The sequence below is a fragment of the Sulfitobacter sp. genome, from assembly GCF_036960155.1.
In the GTDB taxonomy this organism is placed as follows: Bacteria; Pseudomonadota; Alphaproteobacteria; order Rhodobacterales; family Rhodobacteraceae; genus Sulfitobacter.
The window spans coordinates 37,651-53,777 of the sequence record NZ_JBALWB010000009.1 but is presented as its reverse complement, the minus strand read 5'-3'; the positions used below and the strand labels follow the sequence as shown (position 1 = coordinate 53,777).

Sequence of the window (16,127 nt, the reverse complement as noted above, 5' to 3'; positions counted from 1 at the left end):
CCATGGCTCGCTCCTTAATGGCGGCCCTCACCCAATTAGGTGCTAATGTTGATCTGGCCGCGACATTGCGCAGTCGCGATGGCGCGGGTGACGCTGCAGTTCAGGCACGTCTGATGGCTGAGGCAAAGGCGCTGATCCCGGGTATTATTGCCAAAGGCCGCGCAGCAGGTTGGCAAGGTTGGATCACCTACCACACCTATTACAAAGCGCCTGATCTAATCGGCCCTGCGGTGGCCCGCGCATTAAAAATCCCCTATCTTACGATTGAAGCAACACGCGCCAAAAAGCGCCTTGGCGGACCTTGGGATCTCTTTGCCCGCGCAGCTGAAGATGCTTGTGATGCAGCAGACCTTGCATTTTATCTGACCGCGCGAGACCGCGAAGCGCTCCTTGCTTATGCGCCCCCACATCAACAGCATATTCATTTACGTCCCTTTTTGCCGCGCAGCGATCTGCCTGCCATGGCCAAGGGCGCTCATCTGCTTGCAGTTGGCATGATGCGTGCAGCGGCCAAGCTGGGGTCATATCAACTCATCGCGCAAACGATGGCCTTGCTGCCTAATGAAGCCACCCTAGAAATTGCTGGTGATGGACCTGTACGTTCACAGGTCGAAGCCCTCATGGTGCCATTTGGCACACGCGTTAAATTTCTTGGTGCGCTAAACAAAGATGAGCTGGAAACCGCATATGCCCGTGCTGGAGCCTTGATTTGGCCCGGTGTTGATGAGGCCTTTGGCCTGACCTATCTAGAGGCGCAGGCGCATGGGCTGCCTGTCATTGCCCAAGACCGCCCCGGCGTGCGCGATGTCCTATTCCCGCGCAGCTATCCGTCTGTGGACCAAGGTGCCACTGGCCTTGCTGATCTTGCAAGCACTCCTCCACCATCTCAAGATGCGATCCGCGATCACATCCGCAAATTTCATTTACTGCCAGCCGCAGCAGCAACACTGCGTGACGGTTTGCAAAAGGTAGGTATCACATGATCCGTCTTGCCCTGCTGCGCCACGGTCATACACATTGGAACCGCGAAGGACGCGTGCAAGGCCGCACTGACATCGCGCTGGATGCAACTGCTGTCGCCGAATTGGGCGCGCAACGCCTGCCCGCCCCTTGGGACGCTGCCGCACTATGGTCTAGCCCTTTGGAGCGTGCGGCACATACTGCACAGCTCGTTTCAGGTAAAGCACCGCGCACTGATCCTGCCTTGATCGAAATGAATTGGGGTGATTGGGAAGGCCGCATCGCTAAAGAGTTGCGCGCCGATCCAGCCTGTGATCACCGCGACATCGACGATTGGGGTTGGAACTATACGCCTCCGAATGGTGAAAGCCCTACAGCCCTGCGTGACAGATTGGTGCCATGGGGGCTGGCCCTAACTCGGGACAGCGTTGCCGTCTGTCATATTGGCGTCATGCGCGTTTTAATGGCCCATGCCACGGGTTGGAATTTCGACGGACCTGCTCCATTTACAGTGAAGCGTAACCGCCTGTTTGTGATCGAAATCGATGGCGACACATGGCGGCTACAACCCGAGCCCGTTCGATTGGAAAAGCCCACAACATGAAGGTGATGATTGTCGTTACTCACTTGCTGGGCACAGGACATCTGGCCCGCGCGATGACTTTGGCGCAGGCCTATCTTGCAGCAGGTGATGAGGTTTGCGTGGTGAGTGGCGGCATGCCTGCACCGCAGTTGGCCAAAGACGATGTCCCAGTTGTTCAACTGCCGCCTGTACGCTCAAACGGTATTGATTTCTCGCGGCTAATTTGTGCTGACGCAAGCGAAGCTACACCAGAGTTTCTAGCGCACAGACAAAAGCAATTGCTAGATACCTATACCAACTTTGCACCGGGTGTTCTGATTACCGAGCTGTTCCCCTTTGGCCGCCGTATTTTGCGAGACGAGTTTCAGGCGTTGTTAAAGGTCGCGAAGACCCAAACCATGCCTCCGCTGATCTGCGCATCGATCCGCGACATCCTCGCGCCCCCTTCCAAACCCAAGAAGACACTATTTGCCGAAGAAATGGTCACGTCCTTTTATGATGCGGTCCTTGTGCACTCCGACGCGACCCTTACACCGTTGGACCTAAGCTGGCCCGTTTCTGAAACCCTACGTGGCTATCTGCAATACACCGGATTTGTTGCGCCCAAGGCCGCTGGCCCCCACCCAACTGGCGCGGGCACAGGTGAGATCATTGTGAGCGCAGGTGGTGGAGATGTGGGCGGGCCGATCTATGAAGCTGTCCTGTCTGCTGCACCACACATCGAACATCCAATTCGGCTACTTGTGGGAGGCGCATCTCCGCAGTCTCGCATTGACGATCTTACAGCTCGCGCGCCCGCAAACGTAACCGTAGAACCCGTACGCAAAGACTTCCGTCAGATGCTTTCAGGAGCAGCAGCATCTGTGTCACTGTGCGGCTACAACACCGCCCTCGATGTCTTACAGGCCTGCACGCCAGCAGTCTTCATTCCCTTTGATGAAGGGAATGAAGTTGAACAAGGGTTGCGCGCAGATGCTTTAGCCCAAAGATCCGGCATTGAAACCGTGCGTCGGGCAGACCTGACAGCCCAAACACTATCTGCCGCGCTGAGTGCTGTGATCAAAGCACCTCGACGCGAGGCAATGACCTCCAGCTTTGGCGGAGCTGCGAACACGGTTTCACGCACCCACAGTTTATGGAACGCAAGATGAAGATTGATTGGTCCCTGCTCACAACCGAACTGGCCCTTTGGCGCAACCATGATCTACCTTTGCCAATTTGGTGGCGCGATGATGACGCGATTGCGGACACTCCTGCGTTACAACGACTCTCTCAAATCGCGAATGACGTCGGCGTTCCTGTCCATATTGCGGTGATCCCAGACCCGATGACACCGTCATTGCCCCCAGCAATCAAACAGAACCCACATCTGATCCCGATCATCCACGGATGGCGGCATGTCAGCCACGCGCCTGAGGGTTCAAAAAATGCCGAGTTCGGGCATCCTCGTCCTGAGGCTGCGGCGGAGTTAAAACAGGCGATTGAGGTTCTTGAAGACGGGTTTGGCGACCAATTGATAAAGTTATTTGTCCCCCCGTGGAACAGGATATCCCCTGATCTATTGCCCGTCCTTGCGACAGCCGGATATCGCGGCGTCTCAACCTACGGAGCGCGTGGCGCTACCCATGCGACCACTGGTCTGATGCAAATCAACACCCACATCGATCCAATCTATTGGCGCGGGCATCGTGGATTGGTAGCGCCAGAAGTCCTTATTGAGGGCATCGCCGCCACACTGCGCGAGCGACGCGAAGGCCGCACTGATACAACTGAGCCATTGGGCCTGCTGACCCATCATCTCGTGCATGACGAAGATATCTGGGCCTTTAGCGGTGATGTATTGCGGGTCTTGCTTGACGGAGGTGCAAAACCCGCAGACATTGGCGGCTTGCTTCAGGCGGAACGTAACCCCAACATCTGACGCGCTTGTGCTGGTGTAGCCACCGTTCGCTCGTAGGTTTCACACAGGTCTGCTGCGCGTTTGATCAGCGCCGCGTTGGACGGCGCAAGCGTGGTTTTATCCCACCTCACATTGTCCTCAAGACCTGCACGCACGTGACCACCCGCAGCAATCGCCCATTCATTCAGAACGATCTGGCTTGGCCCCACGCCAGCAGCGCACCACAGCGCATCAGGCACTAAACGTTTCACTGTTTGAATATAGAAATCAAACGTCTCTTTGTCCGCTGGCATCGCATTTTTCACACCCATCACAAACTGGATATACAGCTGGCCGGGAATGCGGCCATCACGGTTCATCTCTGCAGCTTTGTGAATATGGCTCAGATCAAAGGCTTCGATCTCTGGCTTTACATCGTATTTCACCATCTCGGACGCCAGCCAATCCACCAATTGCGGCGGGTTTTCATAGACGCGCGTGGGGAAATTGTTGGACCCGACAGACAAGCTCGCCATGTCAGGGCGCAAGGACAGCATACCGCCGCGCTCCTGCCCTGCACCAGAACGCCCCCCTGTCGAGAACTGCATAATCATATCAGGGCAATGCGCCTTGATGCCTTCCTGCAATGCGGCAAATTTATCCGGGTCAGACGACGGCGTTTCATCCGCGTTGCGCACGTGGGCGTGGCAAATACTGGCCCCTGCCTCATAGGCCGCATGGGTGCTTTCGATCTGCTCGGAAATGGTAATCGGGACCGCAGGATTAGCTGCCTTGGTCGGGACAGAGCCGGTGATGGCGACGCATAGGATACATGGAGTCATAGGGGCCTCGGGATGAACAAAAGTAACGTGTTAAGCTCTTGTACACCTCAGAGGCACCCCCAGTACACCACCAGAATTTATGCGCGCTCAGCTAGAGGTCAGGTTAATGATTTTACCCGCCACCAGATAGGAAACGGGCAAGGCAATCACTGCACCAATGGCCGCTGCAACGATGATGGGAACGGTTGTATCATAGCCAGCGGTCAAAACGGCAATCACACCGATCCCCGCCAATGTGGTTGCGACGATGGAGTATAGGATTGATGCGAGACGGATCATGTGCGGTTCCCTTCAAAGCCAATGCGGTTGCGCAATTGGTATCACTCAGGGCCGGACCGCACTTTGATCTGGGTCAATCGCGGGCAGGCTAGCCGCGCTTTTTCACAAACTCGGTCAGGATGACAATACGCTGGCCCTCAACGCGGCCCTCGATGTGGGCGTCATTGTCGGGAACAAGTGTGATCTTATACACAGCCGTGCCGCGCTTGGCGGTAAAGCCCGCACCTTTGACGTTGAGATCCTTGATCAGAACAACCGTATCGCCTGTGGCGAGGGGCTGGCCGTTGCTGTCCTTGTGATTGCTTTGCGCCGCAACGTTATCGGCCCATTCTTGGGTCTCTTCATCAAGGTAAAGCTGCTCCAACAGATCACGGGACCAGTCGGTATCAAGCCGCTTGAGCGTGCGCGCGGCGTACACTTGGAGGGCTGGGTCCTCGGACCACATGGTTGAGGCAATGGGGCGGAAGTGATCAGGCGCTGTTTGCGGATCGGCGCATAGGGCGCAGATTTCGACGCTTGCGTCAGCAGGGCCGCCAGAGACGGGCGTTTCGATGAGCGGGGCATCTGTTGTGCAGAGGGGGCATGTCATGGGGGATGTGTAGGGTTTGTGTGGAAAGGGTGCAACGGCTTTGGATTCCCGACAAGTGTCCACTTCTAAATTATCGAGTAGATCCTGCACTGAGGAACCATTCTATGCGCCATTTTATCAGACACGGCCGACGCATGCCAAATTAGTACTGTAGCACCGGGCCGCTTATGAAGAAGCCAAGTAATTATCAAATTCATAAAACAACTCAAAGCACTTCCCGTTAAACATTTCCACAGATTTCCCTCCCTGTCGGTTGTATCCAGTAAAGTCCCGCTCAAGCTGGTTACGCAGGATCATCCTCGTATCCTCAGAGCGACCTTTTGCTGTCGCCAAGACTCTCTTTGCAATTTGGGTATCAGGCTTTAGGATTTTCATGTTGATATCGATGAATGAGAACCCAAGGAAAATTACCAATTCAGCACGCCCAAGGGAACCTCTGATACCTTCTAGGAGCTTTGGGTCTGCAACACCTTCCGTGAAAGTACGAATTCGCTTTGATGAATTATAGATATTTTCGACATTTACTTCGAGACCATATCCAGCAACTCTTTCCCCTGAATATCTAATTTCGCCAATTGACCCGTAAGGATGAATAACTTCAAGCGCATCCAAAACTTCTTCAATTCTTGGACCATCAAGCTCAAAGTAACTGGCGGCAGCATTTACAAAATACTGTTTTATGCACCTATCGTAATTAAAGGATACGAAAGTAATATTCCGAAGTGCTGCGAGAAAACTAACATAGTCTCTCTTCGCAACAATAACCTTGAAGAAAACGGCTGCCCACGTATTAATATTTTTAGTAAAATCTAACCGATTGTAAATGTTACTCGAATCAATGGTCAGGCTGCTCCTATTTTCAGCCTTTATTATTGCGTTTGCAATTGCGAGCTTGCCAACACTGACCAATTCTTGATTATCTTTGTGAGTATCTAGATAATTGTCTATTGAAGGCGCTAACGCCATATTGCGACAAATTTGTTCAGCTGCATTCACGTAATTTACAAATTGAACACCTGTCTCATGTGAGAGCTTCTTTATTGCCTTTTTAAGGCCAAAGTCACCACTTCCAGCGGACACATCTCCGAACATGTCGTGCTTAAAACTTAGATCTTTTTGAATAATCGATGTGAGTTCAGCACCTGTCGGAAGGTTGAACTCTTGGCTAGCACCGGCGCCCACAACGATAACATTCGTTCTCTCTGATTCACTCATCCATCTCGACCTAGCCCTTGTTCTCCATCCGCACCCAGTGGGAACGCGCATTGCTTTGCAATACGCTGCCTCCCACCGTCATTCATCAGCGCGTTGAAATTGGTCGGCTTTAGCCGTCCATTTTCAACGCGCTGATGAATGCTTCTTGAGGGATATTCACTGACCCGAACTGGCGCATCTTCTTCTTACCCGCCTTCTGCTTATCCAGCAGTTTGCGTTTACGCGATGCGTCGCCGCCGTAGCATTTGGCGGTCACGTCTTTGCGCATGGCAGATAGAGTTTCGCGCGCGATCACCTTGCCGCCAATCGCCGCTTGGATTGGGATTTTGAACATGTGGCGGGGGATCAGGTCTTTTAGTTTTTCAACCATCGCGCGGCCACGCACGTCTGCACGGTCACGGTGGACCATGGTGCTCAGCGCGTCGACAGGCTCGTCATTCACAAGGATGCTCATCTTCACCAGCGCGTCTTCGCGGTAGCCGATCATCGAATAGTCAAACGAGGCATAGCCCTTCGTCACGGATTTCAGGCGGTCATAGAAGTCGAACACAACCTCATTGAGCGGCAGATCATACACAACCATCGCGCGCGAGCCCGCATAGGTGAGGTCCATCTGGATGCCACGGCGGTCTTGGCACAGCTTCAGCACATCGCCCAAGTATTCATCGGGAACAAGGATAGTCGCCTTGATCCGCGGCTCTTCCAAGTGGTCGACATGGGTCATGTCGGGCATGTCTGCAGGGTTGTGCAGCTGAATCATAGTGCCGTCGCGCATGTGGATGTCGTAGATAACCGAAGGCGCGGTGGTGATCAGATCGATGTCATACTCACGCTCAATCCGGTCGCGGATCACTTCGAGGTGCAGTAGTCCAAGGAACCCACAGCGGAACCCAAATCCAAGCGCGGCAGAGGTTTCCATCTCGAATGAGAAGGAGGCATCATTAAGCGCTAGTTTTTCAATGCTGTCGCGCAGGTCCTCAAACAAGGCTGTGTCGACAGGGAAGAGTCCACAGAAAACAACAGGTTGAGCGGGTTTAAAGCCGGGCAATGCTTCGGTGCAGCCCCTCTTTTCATGGGTGATCGTATCGCCCACACGTGTGTCGCGCACCTGTTTGATTGACGCGGTAAGAAAGCCGATCTCGCCTGGTCCAAGCTCATCGATTTCTGTCATGGCAGGACGGAACACACCGATGCGGTCGACATGGTGAACAGAACCATTCTGCATCATCGTGATCTTGTCGCCCTTTTTCAGCCGCCCGTCCATGATCCGGACCAGAACAATAACGCCGAGATAGCTGTCGTACCAACTGTCGACCAGCATCGCCTTAAGCGGCGCATCGAGGGTACCTTTGGGGGCGGGCAGTCTGTGGACCACGGCCTCTAGCGTCTCAACAATACCTTCGCCCGTTTTTGCGGAAACGCGGATGGCCTCGGAGGCGTCGATGCCGATGACGTCTTCGATCTGCTCGGCGACGCGATCACAATCAGTTGCGGGCAGGTCGATCTTGTTCAGGACGGGCACGATCTCGTGATCCGCATCAAGGGCGTGATAAACGTTGGCTAATGTCTGCGCTTCGACGCCTTGCGTGCTGTCTACAACCAGCAGTGAGCCTTCAACCGCACGCATGGAGCGGGAGACCTCATAAGCGAAATCGACGTGGCCGGGAGTGTCGATCAGGTTGAGGACGTATTCCTCACCGTTGAGCGCCTTGTAGTTGATCCGCACAGTCTGCGCTTTGATCGTGATGCCACGCTCGCGCTCAATGTCCATACTATCAAGCATTTGCGCTTTCATATCGCGTACGGCGACTGTCTCCGTCTCTTGGATGAGACGGTCAGCGAGGGTGGATTTGCCATGATCGATGTGCGCGACGATGGAGAAATTGCGGATGTGTGAAAGTGGTGTCATGAGTAGGATATGTAGGGGTTTTGTGGGGCGGTCAAGGTGGATGATGCAGCTGGCCAATATCACCCTTTAAAGCAGCCTGTGCACACACCCTTGGTTCAATGCCCAGCGCTTCAACAAATTGTGAATTCAGGCGCATTTTTCAAGCCCGTATAGGCCTGCCCCCCTCTTTTCACACCTGCTTCACATGTGCGTGCAAAATCGTGCGCAGGTGTGAGTTCACACTCGGAAAATTCCCCCCATATAGGGATCATAGGGCTAGCCATTTTGCTGCCCCGTCCAATCAGGAGACAAACACATGCACCCGATAGTCCGCCTTGCACTGCCAGCACTCATTGCTATTCCTACCATATCTGCCGCACAGGAAACCGATCCTGTATGGGATTTCTACGGTCAGCTTAACCTTGGCGTGATCAACGTCGATAACGGCCAGGACGACGAAACCGCTGTTACTGACAATGACAACTCAAACTCCCGCGTTGGGGCGATCTTCCGCCAAGACTTGGCAAATGGTGGACAGTTCCGCTTTCACTTTGAAACTGCTCTAGGCTTCACAGGTTCCAGCAGCATTAGCGGTTCAGATAACAGCCTTGATGCTGATTACCGCCGCACTGAATTGCGTAAACTGGAATTGATCTACGAAACCGCTCGTATCGGTACCTTCTCATTTGGACAAGGTTCAATTGCGACGGACAGCACAGCCGAGGCTGACTTTTCGGGCACAAGTGTAATTGCCTATTCCAGCCTTCAGGATCAGGCCGGATCGCAGGAATTCCTGCTTGCAGACGGTACAGGATCGGGCACGCAAGTTGGTGATGCGTTTTCCGCATTCGACGGCAGCCGCCGGTTCCGCATCCGCTATGACACACCAACCTACAAAGGCTTTGGTCTTGCGATTTCAGCGGGCGAAGAAGTGCTCGCGAGTGGGAATGACGGCGAATTCTACGACATCGGCCTGACCTACAACAAGGACTATGGCGATTACAAAGTTGCTGGTCGCTTTGGCCACTCTATCCGCGACAGTGACGAGGCATTCACCCTTGGATCTGCCGCAATCTTGCACGAACCAACGGGTCTTAGCTTTGCCTTGGCCGGTGGTCAGGCGCGCGAGAGCGATGCAGGCTACATCTATGCAAAAGCTGGCTTGCAGCGAGATTGGGTCTCATTTGGTCGCACGTATCTATCACTAGATTACTACAGCGGTGAAGATTTTGCCTTCGCGGGTAGCGATTCAGAATCCATTGGCCTTGCGGTTGTTCAAAAAGTGGATGCCTACAATCTAGAAGTATACGCAAGCTACCGCACCTATGATTTCAGCAGTGCAGGCTCCTCCAACCAAGATATCGACGTGACATTCGTCGGCGCGCGCTGGAAGTTCTAAGCTAAGCAACAATTTGCTGACATGAAGGCCACGGTGCAACTGCAACACCGTGGCCTTTACTAATTGTGAATTGAAAAGTTTGCCTGCGTTCTCCATACTCTGCTCAGAGCAGATAACACCGCGACGAATGGGGAAAACCCCAACAGCGGCATGAGACAAAGGCAGACGATATGAAACCCATGGTTATGGCGCTGATTGCGCTGTCCACTTTGGCCGCCTGTGGTGGCGGTGCAACAAATTACACAACGCGGGGCGCTTATACGCCTACGCAGCTTTACGCGACTGGCCCCCTTCAACGGGCATGCCTGTCGCAAGGACGTAAAGCGGCCAGCTCACAGCGATGCGGATGCATTCAGGCGGTTGCGGACCAGCAGCTTTCCTCAGCCGAGCAAAAGCGCGGTGTCAAAGCGTTTAAAGACCCCCACAAAGTACAAGTTTGGCGCCAATCTGATCGCGCATCAGACAATGCATTCTGGGCCACATGGAAAACCTTTGGGCAAAACGCGTCTAGAGTTTGCACATAGGCACCATACTTGCGAAATGGACGGAACTTCCCTGTCCTAGAGGCCACTGGCAACATGTGAAATACGTGTTGCCGGCGGCGACCTTCAGTATGCCTCAACACACGCTATTTAATTTCACTTTTTTGCAAAAAGTCGAGATTGCAACTTAGACAGGTGCGCGGGTCGGTGGACCAAAGCGTTCCTTAAGCCTGCCCACAATTTGATCACGAGCGGCGCGGAATTGGAGCAGCTTGGCTTCGCGCCCCTCTCCTAATCCTGTCGGATCAAGGATCGGCCAATATTCAACATCAAGATGGAAATACCGCGTCAATTCCAACGCACGTCGCTGGGACGCGGGCGATAGTGATATCACAAGATCAAAAGAACTTAGGTCATCCCCCCAGTCCTCCATCTCGTCGAAACTGCGGGATCGATGACGCGACAGTTCGACTCCCATTTCTTGACAGACTGCTATGGAAAATCCGTCAATTTCCAGGTCATTTTTGACCCCCACAGATTGAACATAAACATCCATTCCGTAGAACAATTTCATCAAACCTTCGGCCATGGGCGACCGGACCGCGTTATGATCGCAACAAAACAGAACTGATTGAGGCAGTTGTTGCGTCACGCATTAGCCTCCGAAATGTAGAACACAGATAAGCGTAAAGAGGCGGCGTGCAGTATCGATATCGATCTCCGCCTTGCCCTCTAGCCGTTCTTGCAGCACACGACTGCCCTCCATGTGGATGCCGCGCCGCGCCATATCGATGGTTTCAATCTGTGCCGGTGGCAGCTTTTTAACAGCGTCGAAATAGCTTTCGCAAATCTGGAAGTAATCTTTTACAACCTGACGGAACGGCCCCAACGAAAGATGGAATTCCGCAGCTTTTTCAGCACTTTCGGTGTTCACATCGAACACCAGACGTTTATCTCGGATGGACAGACCAAGATGATAAGGGCCACTGGGTGCGGACCGATCTTCGCGTTTGGGCAACGTAAATGTGTTGTCCTCCAACAGATCGAACATCGCGACACGGCGTTCTTGTTCAATCTCCGCCGTGGGGGGCGGCAGATTGGCGTCATCTAGGATAATATGTGTGATGTGCGACATGACACGTCTCCGGACCGTGGGGTTGATGAGGTGTTCTAGACCACCTATCCAGCAGGGGCAATCACACCTTACGCAAGAGCGTTAATGCCGATGCTGTAAGGCGTGAAACCATGCAAGGATTTTCAGTCGTTGAGTTTGCGCAAACGGGCTGTGACCGATAGGCCATGCGCCTCAAGGCTTTCTGATGTTGCAAGACGTTCAGCCGCCGGACCGATAGCACGTAGGGCTTGCGGGCTCATGTGAGACAGCGTTGTGCGCTTCATAAAATCAAGCACAGAAAGGCCTGAAGAGAAGCGCGCAGACCGTGCCGTGGGCAATACGTGGTTCGGCCCACCGACATAATCCCCGATCGCTTCGGGTGTCCATTGTCCCAAGAAAATCGCGCCCGCGTGAGTGATTTTCGCACTTAAAGCATGCGGATCAGCAACGCACAGCTCAAGGTGCTCTGGCGCAATGCGGTCTGTGAGGGCAGCTGCGACATTCAGATCAGGCACGGTAATAATAGCGCCAAAGTCACGCCATGATGGGCCAGCAATATGCGCGCGTTGCAGAGTTTCGAGGCGTTTTTCAACGGCCTGCGCCACAGCGTGACCAAACGCGGCATCAGTTGTAATGAGGATCGATTGCGCGCTTTCGTCATGTTCAGCCTGTGATAGCAGGTCCAATGCGATCCAATCGGGATCATTATCTGCATCCGCAACAACAAGGATCTCGGATGGGCCCGCAATCATATCGATCCCTACCTTGCCAAAAACACGGCGCTTCGCTGCCGCGACATATGCGTTCCCTGGGCCAGTAATTTTATCAACAGGCGCGATAGTGTCAGTCCCATAGGCAAGTGCTGCAACCGCCTGCGCGCCGCCAATTCGGTAGACCTCATCCACCCCAGAGATTTGAGCGGCCAACAAAACCAACGGATTCAAGATGCCGTCAGGTGTGGGTACAACCATGGCAAGGCGCCCTACCCCCGCGACTTTGGCGGGAATAGCGTTCATCAATACTGAGCTTGGATAGCTCGCCAATCCGCCCGGCACATAAAGACCCGCCGCAGATACAGCACTCCAGCGCCAGCCAAGGGTTGCGCCAGTTTCATCTGTCCATTGCTCATCTGTTGGCAATTGGCGTGCGTGATAGGCGCGTATGCGCGCGGCGGCCAATTCAAGGGCTGCCTTGTCTTCTGCATTGACCTGCGCACACGCCGCTGTAATTTCCGCGTCGGTAATGCGTAGCGTTTCCGGCGTTAGTGTAATGCGGTCAAATTTGGTTGTGAGGTCAATGACCGCCTGATCCCCGCGCGCACGAACGTCTGCAATAATACTGGCGACAACCGCATCCACATCGGGACTGTCTTCGCGCTTAGCATTCAACAATGTAATAAAGGCATCTTCGAATTCGGGTGTAGTCGCATCTAGGAATACAGGCATGCTGATCGCTCTTGTCTAAATAACGGAATGTAGTGGATATTATTGCCAACTTAAAAACAGGCACCGCGAAGTGCCCATTGTTCAATCAGGATGATGGGGGCGTTTTTTGGAAGGCGCTACATAGGGGCGCGTGACGTCCTTGAGAGAAACATCCAACGCTTCGACGCTTAAACGGATTGCGCCGTCCCCCGCCAATGTCAGGACCACGTGACCCGAAGGCGCATCTGTTTCCTCAAAGCTGACCTGCAGCAAGGACAACACAGTGTCCGCGTCGCCCTTTGGAACACCTTGTGAGGCAACGCCTTGAACATCAGAAAACATCAAAACGGATTGCACACGTTCGGGCGCATGACGATCTGCACCGCCATCCTCCCAACGCATCCGGTTCAGCAGAAGGGCAAAACGCCCTTCCCGCTTGTGCCAGCTCATCTCGGAGGCCGGAAAAACAGCATCCTGAACCAGTGAAGAAATCACCGAAAGGTCCTCGACGTCCAATGCGCCTAGGTTTAGCGGCGTTTCGCCGCCATCTTCAAAACGTGCGTCATCATTCATTCGTCTTTGATCCGTTCAATGTTTGCCCCAACGCCGGACAGTTTGGCCACTACATGCTCGTATCCGCGATCAAGGTGATAAACACGCGACACTTTAGTTTCGCCTTCCGCCGCCATTCCGGCCAGGATCAGCGAAACAGAAGCCCGCAAATCAGTCGCCATTACTGGCGCGCCTTTGAGCTTATCAACACCTGTCACAACGGCCTTGCCGCCGCTCACATCAACCTTCGCGCCCATGCGGATCAGCTCAGGTGCGTGCATAAAGCGGTTTTCAAAGATCTTCTCTTCCAGCGTCGAAGTCCCTTCGGCCGTGCACAACAGCGCCATCATCTGCGCCTGCAGATCGGTAGGGAAGCCCGGAAACGGTTCTGTGGTGACGTCAACTGCCCTCACGCGATCGGTGCGACGCTTTACCTTAAGGCCTTTTTCAGTCTCAGTGACCTCAATGCCAGCCTCATCCAGCTTTTCACAGAATGCGCCGATCAGATTGATACGTCCGCCAAGCAGCTCAACCTCGCCACCGCAAATTGCGGGTGCCAGCATATACGTACCCAGTTCGATCCGGTCTGTTACAATCGGGTGTGTTGCTGCACCAAGGCGGTCAACGCCCTGAATGGTAATGCTATGGGTGCCATCACCTTCAATCTGCGCCCCCATACGGCGCAGACAATCCGCAAGATCGACGATCTCGGGCTCGCGCGCGGCATTATTTATTACGGTTGTGCCCTTAGCCAAGGTCGCCGCCATCAAGATGTTTTCAGTCGCGCCCACAGAGGCAAACGGGAAATCAATCACCGCACCTTTGAGACGACCACCTGCCGCCTTGGCGTACAGATACCCGTCACGCAGATCGATAGACGCACCCATTTTCTCTAGGCCATTTGTGTGAATATCCATCGGGCGCGCACCAATGGCGCAGCCCCCCGGCAAAGATACCTCGGCATAACCCTCACGGGCCAGCAACGGGCCAAGCACCAGATTAGAGGCGCGCATTTTGCGGACAATATCGTATTCCGCGCGTGTATTGATATCGCCGTGACAAGACATGGAAATCACGCGGCCGTCTTGCAGTGTTGTTACTTCTGCACCCAATGACTGCAACAATTGCGTCATGGTACTGATGTCTGACAGGCGCGGCGCGTTGGTCAGCGTAAGCGGCTCTTCGCTCAGCAGTGTTGCCGGCATCAACGCGAGAGAGGCATTTTTTGCCCCTGCAATCGGTATTGAGCCCTTAAGCGGCCCACCACCGCGTACCAGAATTGCGTCCATGCCTTACGTTTCCTTTTCCTGCACGTCTTGCGCGCTGCCTGTTTGTGCACTCTCTTGTGTGTCAGCGTTACGCGCGCGTGCCTGCCCTTTGCGCCTTGCCATGTTGGCCTTTAACGCTTGGGACAGCCGCGCCTGCTTGCGTGCTGCTTCTTCTGCCTTGGCCGTTTGGGCTGGCGTTTGAGAGGGCTTTTTGTCTACCATGTCCCCTGTCTAGCCCAGCAGGCGCACGGGGTCCAGATTACGCGCGAATTTGGGTTGCACGGCGGCCAAATTGCCGCTAATCAGCCCGTTATCGGCGCTGATATTTCTTCCGACAGGAACGGCCTCCATTTCGGGGAATGTTTCATACTCGGAAAAAGCGCCTGATGCTGTGGTAGCTCAGTGGTAGAGCGCGTCATTGGTAATGACGAGGTCGGGAGTTCAATCCTCCCTCACAGCACCATTTCAAAAATTCGCAGTAGGCCTCAAGACATCGTATACATCAGGGCATCGCGATTTTTTTCATATCAGCCGTGAAATGTCATCACGCCAGCCCCATGACTCAAAAGGGACTGGCATGACGTAAGCCCAAGGGGCCTGCAATATTCAGGGTTACAGCAATTTAATACTGGAACGCGCGGAGCTTGCCTCATCGGCCAGTTTGGCGGTGCTGCTGATGTGCCAGTCCAAACCTGTTTGGCCTTTCGATTGAGCCGCACGCAAGTTGGCCGTTGCTTGGTTTGCGTGGTTCTCAGTTTCCAACAAAGCAGATGCGATTGCCCGCCGCTCTGCCATTATGCTTGCATGAGACTTGGCATAAGCTTGTGGAGACAATGCCCCCGACGCACGCTGCAGGTCTATCCGCGCCAACGCTACTTCTTGAGCGGCCAAACGGTCGGGTAACGCGTCTGTTACGAGTGCCATTTGTGTATTGGTTTTACGCAGGGTGCGTACCACGGCACTCGGTGAAACAGACTCAACCCTGCGGTTCACTTTGCGTTGACCAACGATATGCCCAACAACAGCACCACCAGCAGCCCCCGCAGCGGCTGCAGCAATACAGTTATTGGCATTCCCGGCTGACACCACCGCAAGGCCACATCCGACAGCGGCACCGATGCCCACTCCTTTAACCGTGGTTTGCACAACGATGCGTCTGGACATCTCCGTCAGAGCCATTGTTTGCGCCTCAATCTGGGCGGGTTGCTCGGCAGCAAAACCCAATCGGGTTGTATCAAACCGGCTAGAATTAGAGGAAGGCGCAGGAGCACAAGCAGTTAATAAAAACGGCAAAATGAGAAAAGCGGGAATACGCATCGAAAAAGAACCTAACATCATTGTTTCAAAATACGGGATAATAACCAATCAAGGCCAAACTGTGACTGGGGAAAAAGTTTCCTGCCTTTTCAACCGAGCACATGCTTAACGGGCTTGGGAAACGCCCCACACGTGGGTCACCTGTCACGTGGATTTGGCTCTACTTCGAAACAATGATGCCGCTTTAGCTTAGCCTGATACACCCCAAAAGAGATCTTCATTGACCAAACCTGTTTCTCATTGGGATCAAGAGACATTTGGATATGCAGAGTGTGCTACCTTCGTTCTAGCAACACCACATCCCGGCAAGCCAATAAGTTTGCCGGGATCTAGTCC

The 16,127-nt window shown here is 53.9% G+C and carries 18 protein-coding genes and 1 tRNA gene; 7 read left to right on the top strand and 12 right to left on the bottom strand.

All coding sequences use genetic code 11. From position 1 onward, the window contains the following. Positions 1-2: 2 nt before the first annotated feature. From V7775_RS17620 to V7775_RS17605, 4 genes are read left to right on the top strand one after another with little or no spacing between them, the layout of a single operon-like run. Positions 3-983 (top strand): glycosyltransferase family 4 protein, encoded by a 981-nt coding sequence (locus V7775_RS17620; protein WP_335753232.1) that lies wholly within the window; start codon positions 3-5, stop codon positions 981-983. Then, complete coding sequence (locus V7775_RS17615) at positions 980-1,564, top strand: histidine phosphatase family protein (RefSeq protein WP_335753231.1); 585 nt, start codon at positions 980-982, stop codon at positions 1,562-1,564. The genes V7775_RS17620 and V7775_RS17615 overlap by 4 nt, the downstream gene beginning before the upstream one ends. Next, positions 1,561-2,694, top strand: coding sequence for a glycosyltransferase family protein (locus tag V7775_RS17610; RefSeq protein WP_335753230.1), 1,134 nt, complete (start codon positions 1,561-1,563; stop codon positions 2,692-2,694). Before V7775_RS17615 ends, V7775_RS17610 begins: the two co-directional genes overlap by 4 nt. After that, the gene (locus V7775_RS17605; RefSeq protein ID WP_335753229.1) at positions 2,691-3,464 is read left to right on the top strand and encodes a polysaccharide deacetylase family protein; all 774 of its coding nucleotides are present in this window, start codon (positions 2,691-2,693) and stop codon (positions 3,462-3,464) included. Before V7775_RS17610 ends, V7775_RS17605 begins: the two co-directional genes overlap by 4 nt. Here the strand turns inward: V7775_RS17605 and V7775_RS17600 are convergent. The 5 genes from V7775_RS17600 to lepA form a co-directional block, all read right to left on the bottom strand. Then, positions 3,437-4,264: a 3-keto-5-aminohexanoate cleavage protein gene (locus V7775_RS17600; RefSeq protein ID WP_335753228.1), complete on the bottom strand. Its 828-nt coding sequence runs from the start codon at positions 4,262-4,264 to the stop codon at positions 3,437-3,439. The two genes, V7775_RS17605 and V7775_RS17600, sit on opposite strands and share 28 nt — an antisense overlap. Before the next feature lie 87 nt (positions 4,265-4,351). After that, positions 4,352-4,543, bottom strand: coding sequence for a CTP synthetase (locus tag V7775_RS17595; protein WP_335753227.1), 192 nt, complete (start codon positions 4,541-4,543; stop codon positions 4,352-4,354). An 88-nt stretch (positions 4,544-4,631) separates the two neighbouring features. Further along, the gene (locus V7775_RS17590; protein ID WP_335753363.1) at positions 4,632-5,132 is read right to left on the bottom strand and encodes an alkylphosphonate utilization protein; all 501 of its coding nucleotides are present in this window, start codon (positions 5,130-5,132) and stop codon (positions 4,632-4,634) included. A 165-nt stretch (positions 5,133-5,297) separates the two neighbouring features. Next, positions 5,298-6,347, bottom strand: coding sequence for a hypothetical protein (locus tag V7775_RS17585; protein ID WP_335753226.1), 1,050 nt, complete (start codon positions 6,345-6,347; stop codon positions 5,298-5,300). A gap of 109 nt (positions 6,348-6,456) precedes the next feature. Further along, entirely contained in the window at positions 6,457-8,256 is a 1,800-nt protein-coding gene (gene lepA / locus V7775_RS17580) for a translation elongation factor 4 (protein WP_335753225.1), read from the bottom strand. A gap of 295 nt (positions 8,257-8,551) precedes the next feature. On the opposite strand from lepA, the gene V7775_RS17575 reads away from it, so the two are divergent. Together V7775_RS17575 and V7775_RS17570 are read left to right on the top strand one after the other, a co-directional pair. Then, the gene (locus tag V7775_RS17575; protein ID WP_335753224.1) at positions 8,552-9,634 is read left to right on the top strand and encodes a porin; all 1,083 of its coding nucleotides are present in this window, start codon (positions 8,552-8,554) and stop codon (positions 9,632-9,634) included. Between the two features lie 170 nt (positions 9,635-9,804). Continuing rightward, the gene (locus tag V7775_RS17570; protein ID WP_335753223.1) at positions 9,805-10,158 is read left to right on the top strand and encodes a hypothetical protein; all 354 of its coding nucleotides are present in this window, start codon (positions 9,805-9,807) and stop codon (positions 10,156-10,158) included. A 145-nt stretch (positions 10,159-10,303) separates the two neighbouring features. Here the strand turns inward: V7775_RS17570 and V7775_RS17565 are convergent, their stop codons facing one another. The 6 genes from V7775_RS17565 to V7775_RS17540 all read right to left on the bottom strand — a co-directional run bounded on the left by V7775_RS17565 (position 10,304) and on the right by V7775_RS17540 (position 14,696). After that, positions 10,304-10,768: an arsenate-mycothiol transferase ArsC gene (locus tag V7775_RS17565; RefSeq protein ID WP_335753222.1), complete on the bottom strand. Its 465-nt coding sequence runs from the start codon at positions 10,766-10,768 to the stop codon at positions 10,304-10,306. Between the two features lie 3 nt (positions 10,769-10,771). Further along, positions 10,772-11,251 carry a UPF0262 family protein gene (locus V7775_RS17560; RefSeq protein ID WP_335753221.1) on the bottom strand — a complete coding sequence of 160 codons (480 nt, stop codon included), beginning with the start codon at positions 11,249-11,251 and terminating at the stop codon, positions 10,772-10,774. A gap of 122 nt (positions 11,252-11,373) precedes the next feature. Then, complete coding sequence (gene hisD, locus V7775_RS17555) at positions 11,374-12,675, bottom strand: histidinol dehydrogenase (protein WP_335753220.1); 1,302 nt, start codon at positions 12,673-12,675, stop codon at positions 11,374-11,376. 81 nt (positions 12,676-12,756) lie between these two features. After that, the gene (locus tag V7775_RS17550) at positions 12,757-13,227 is read right to left on the bottom strand and encodes a DUF2948 family protein (RefSeq protein WP_335753219.1); all 471 of its coding nucleotides are present in this window, start codon (positions 13,225-13,227) and stop codon (positions 12,757-12,759) included. Further along, the gene (murA, locus tag V7775_RS17545) at positions 13,224-14,495 is read right to left on the bottom strand and encodes a UDP-N-acetylglucosamine 1-carboxyvinyltransferase (protein ID WP_335753218.1); all 1,272 of its coding nucleotides are present in this window, start codon (positions 14,493-14,495) and stop codon (positions 13,224-13,226) included. The genes V7775_RS17550 and murA overlap by 4 nt, the downstream gene beginning before the upstream one ends. 3 nt (positions 14,496-14,498) lie before the next feature. Continuing rightward, entirely contained in the window at positions 14,499-14,696 is a 198-nt protein-coding gene (locus V7775_RS17540) for a hypothetical protein (protein WP_335753217.1), read from the bottom strand. 166 nt (positions 14,697-14,862) lie between these two features. Here V7775_RS17540 and V7775_RS17535 point away from each other — a divergent pair. Beyond that, positions 14,863-14,937 (top strand) — tRNA-Thr (locus tag V7775_RS17535). Positions 14,938-15,086: 149 nt separating this feature from the next. Here the strand turns inward: V7775_RS17535 and V7775_RS17530 are convergent. After that, on the bottom strand, positions 15,087-15,791 hold the full coding sequence (locus tag V7775_RS17530) for a hypothetical protein (protein ID WP_335753216.1): 705 nt from the start codon (positions 15,789-15,791) through the stop codon (positions 15,087-15,089). Between the last annotated feature and the right edge of the window lie 336 nt (positions 15,792-16,127).

Bases quoted from the DNA above. Each gene is read 5' to 3' on its own strand.
- V7775_RS17620 (WP_335753232.1), top strand. From the start codon at position 3: ATGGCTCGCTCCTTAATGGCGGCCCTCACCCAATTAGGTGCTAATGTT.
- V7775_RS17615 (WP_335753231.1), top strand. From the start codon at position 980: ATGATCCGTCTTGCCCTGCTGCGCCACGGTCATACACATTGGAACCGC.
- V7775_RS17610 (WP_335753230.1), top strand. From the start codon at position 1,561: ATGAAGGTGATGATTGTCGTTACTCACTTGCTGGGCACAGGACATCTG.
- V7775_RS17605 (WP_335753229.1), top strand. From the start codon at position 2,691: ATGAAGATTGATTGGTCCCTGCTCACAACCGAACTGGCCCTTTGGCGC.
- V7775_RS17600 (WP_335753228.1), bottom strand. From the start codon at position 4,264: ATGACTCCATGTATCCTATGCGTCGCCATCACCGGCTCTGTCCCGACC.
- V7775_RS17595 (WP_335753227.1), bottom strand. From the start codon at position 4,543: ATGATCCGTCTCGCATCAATCCTATACTCCATCGTCGCAACCACATTG.
- V7775_RS17590 (WP_335753363.1), bottom strand. From the start codon at position 5,132: ATGACATGCCCCCTCTGCACAACAGATGCCCCGCTCATCGAAACGCCC.
- V7775_RS17585 (WP_335753226.1), bottom strand. From the start codon at position 6,347: ATGAGTGAATCAGAGAGAACGAATGTTATCGTTGTGGGCGCCGGTGCT.
- lepA (WP_335753225.1), bottom strand. From the start codon at position 8,256: ATGACACCACTTTCACACATCCGCAATTTCTCCATCGTCGCGCACATC.
- V7775_RS17575 (WP_335753224.1), top strand. From the start codon at position 8,552: ATGCACCCGATAGTCCGCCTTGCACTGCCAGCACTCATTGCTATTCCT.
- V7775_RS17570 (WP_335753223.1), top strand. From the start codon at position 9,805: ATGAAACCCATGGTTATGGCGCTGATTGCGCTGTCCACTTTGGCCGCC.
- V7775_RS17560 (WP_335753221.1), bottom strand. From the start codon at position 11,251: ATGTCGCACATCACACATATTATCCTAGATGACGCCAATCTGCCGCCC.
- hisD (WP_335753220.1), bottom strand. From the start codon at position 12,675: ATGCCTGTATTCCTAGATGCGACTACACCCGAATTCGAAGATGCCTTT.
- V7775_RS17550 (WP_335753219.1), bottom strand. From the start codon at position 13,227: ATGAATGATGACGCACGTTTTGAAGATGGCGGCGAAACGCCGCTAAAC.
- murA (WP_335753218.1), bottom strand. From the start codon at position 14,495: ATGGACGCAATTCTGGTACGCGGTGGTGGGCCGCTTAAGGGCTCAATA.
- V7775_RS17540 (WP_335753217.1), bottom strand. From the start codon at position 14,696: ATGGTAGACAAAAAGCCCTCTCAAACGCCAGCCCAAACGGCCAAGGCA.
- V7775_RS17530 (WP_335753216.1), bottom strand. From the start codon at position 15,791: ATGCGTATTCCCGCTTTTCTCATTTTGCCGTTTTTATTAACTGCTTGT.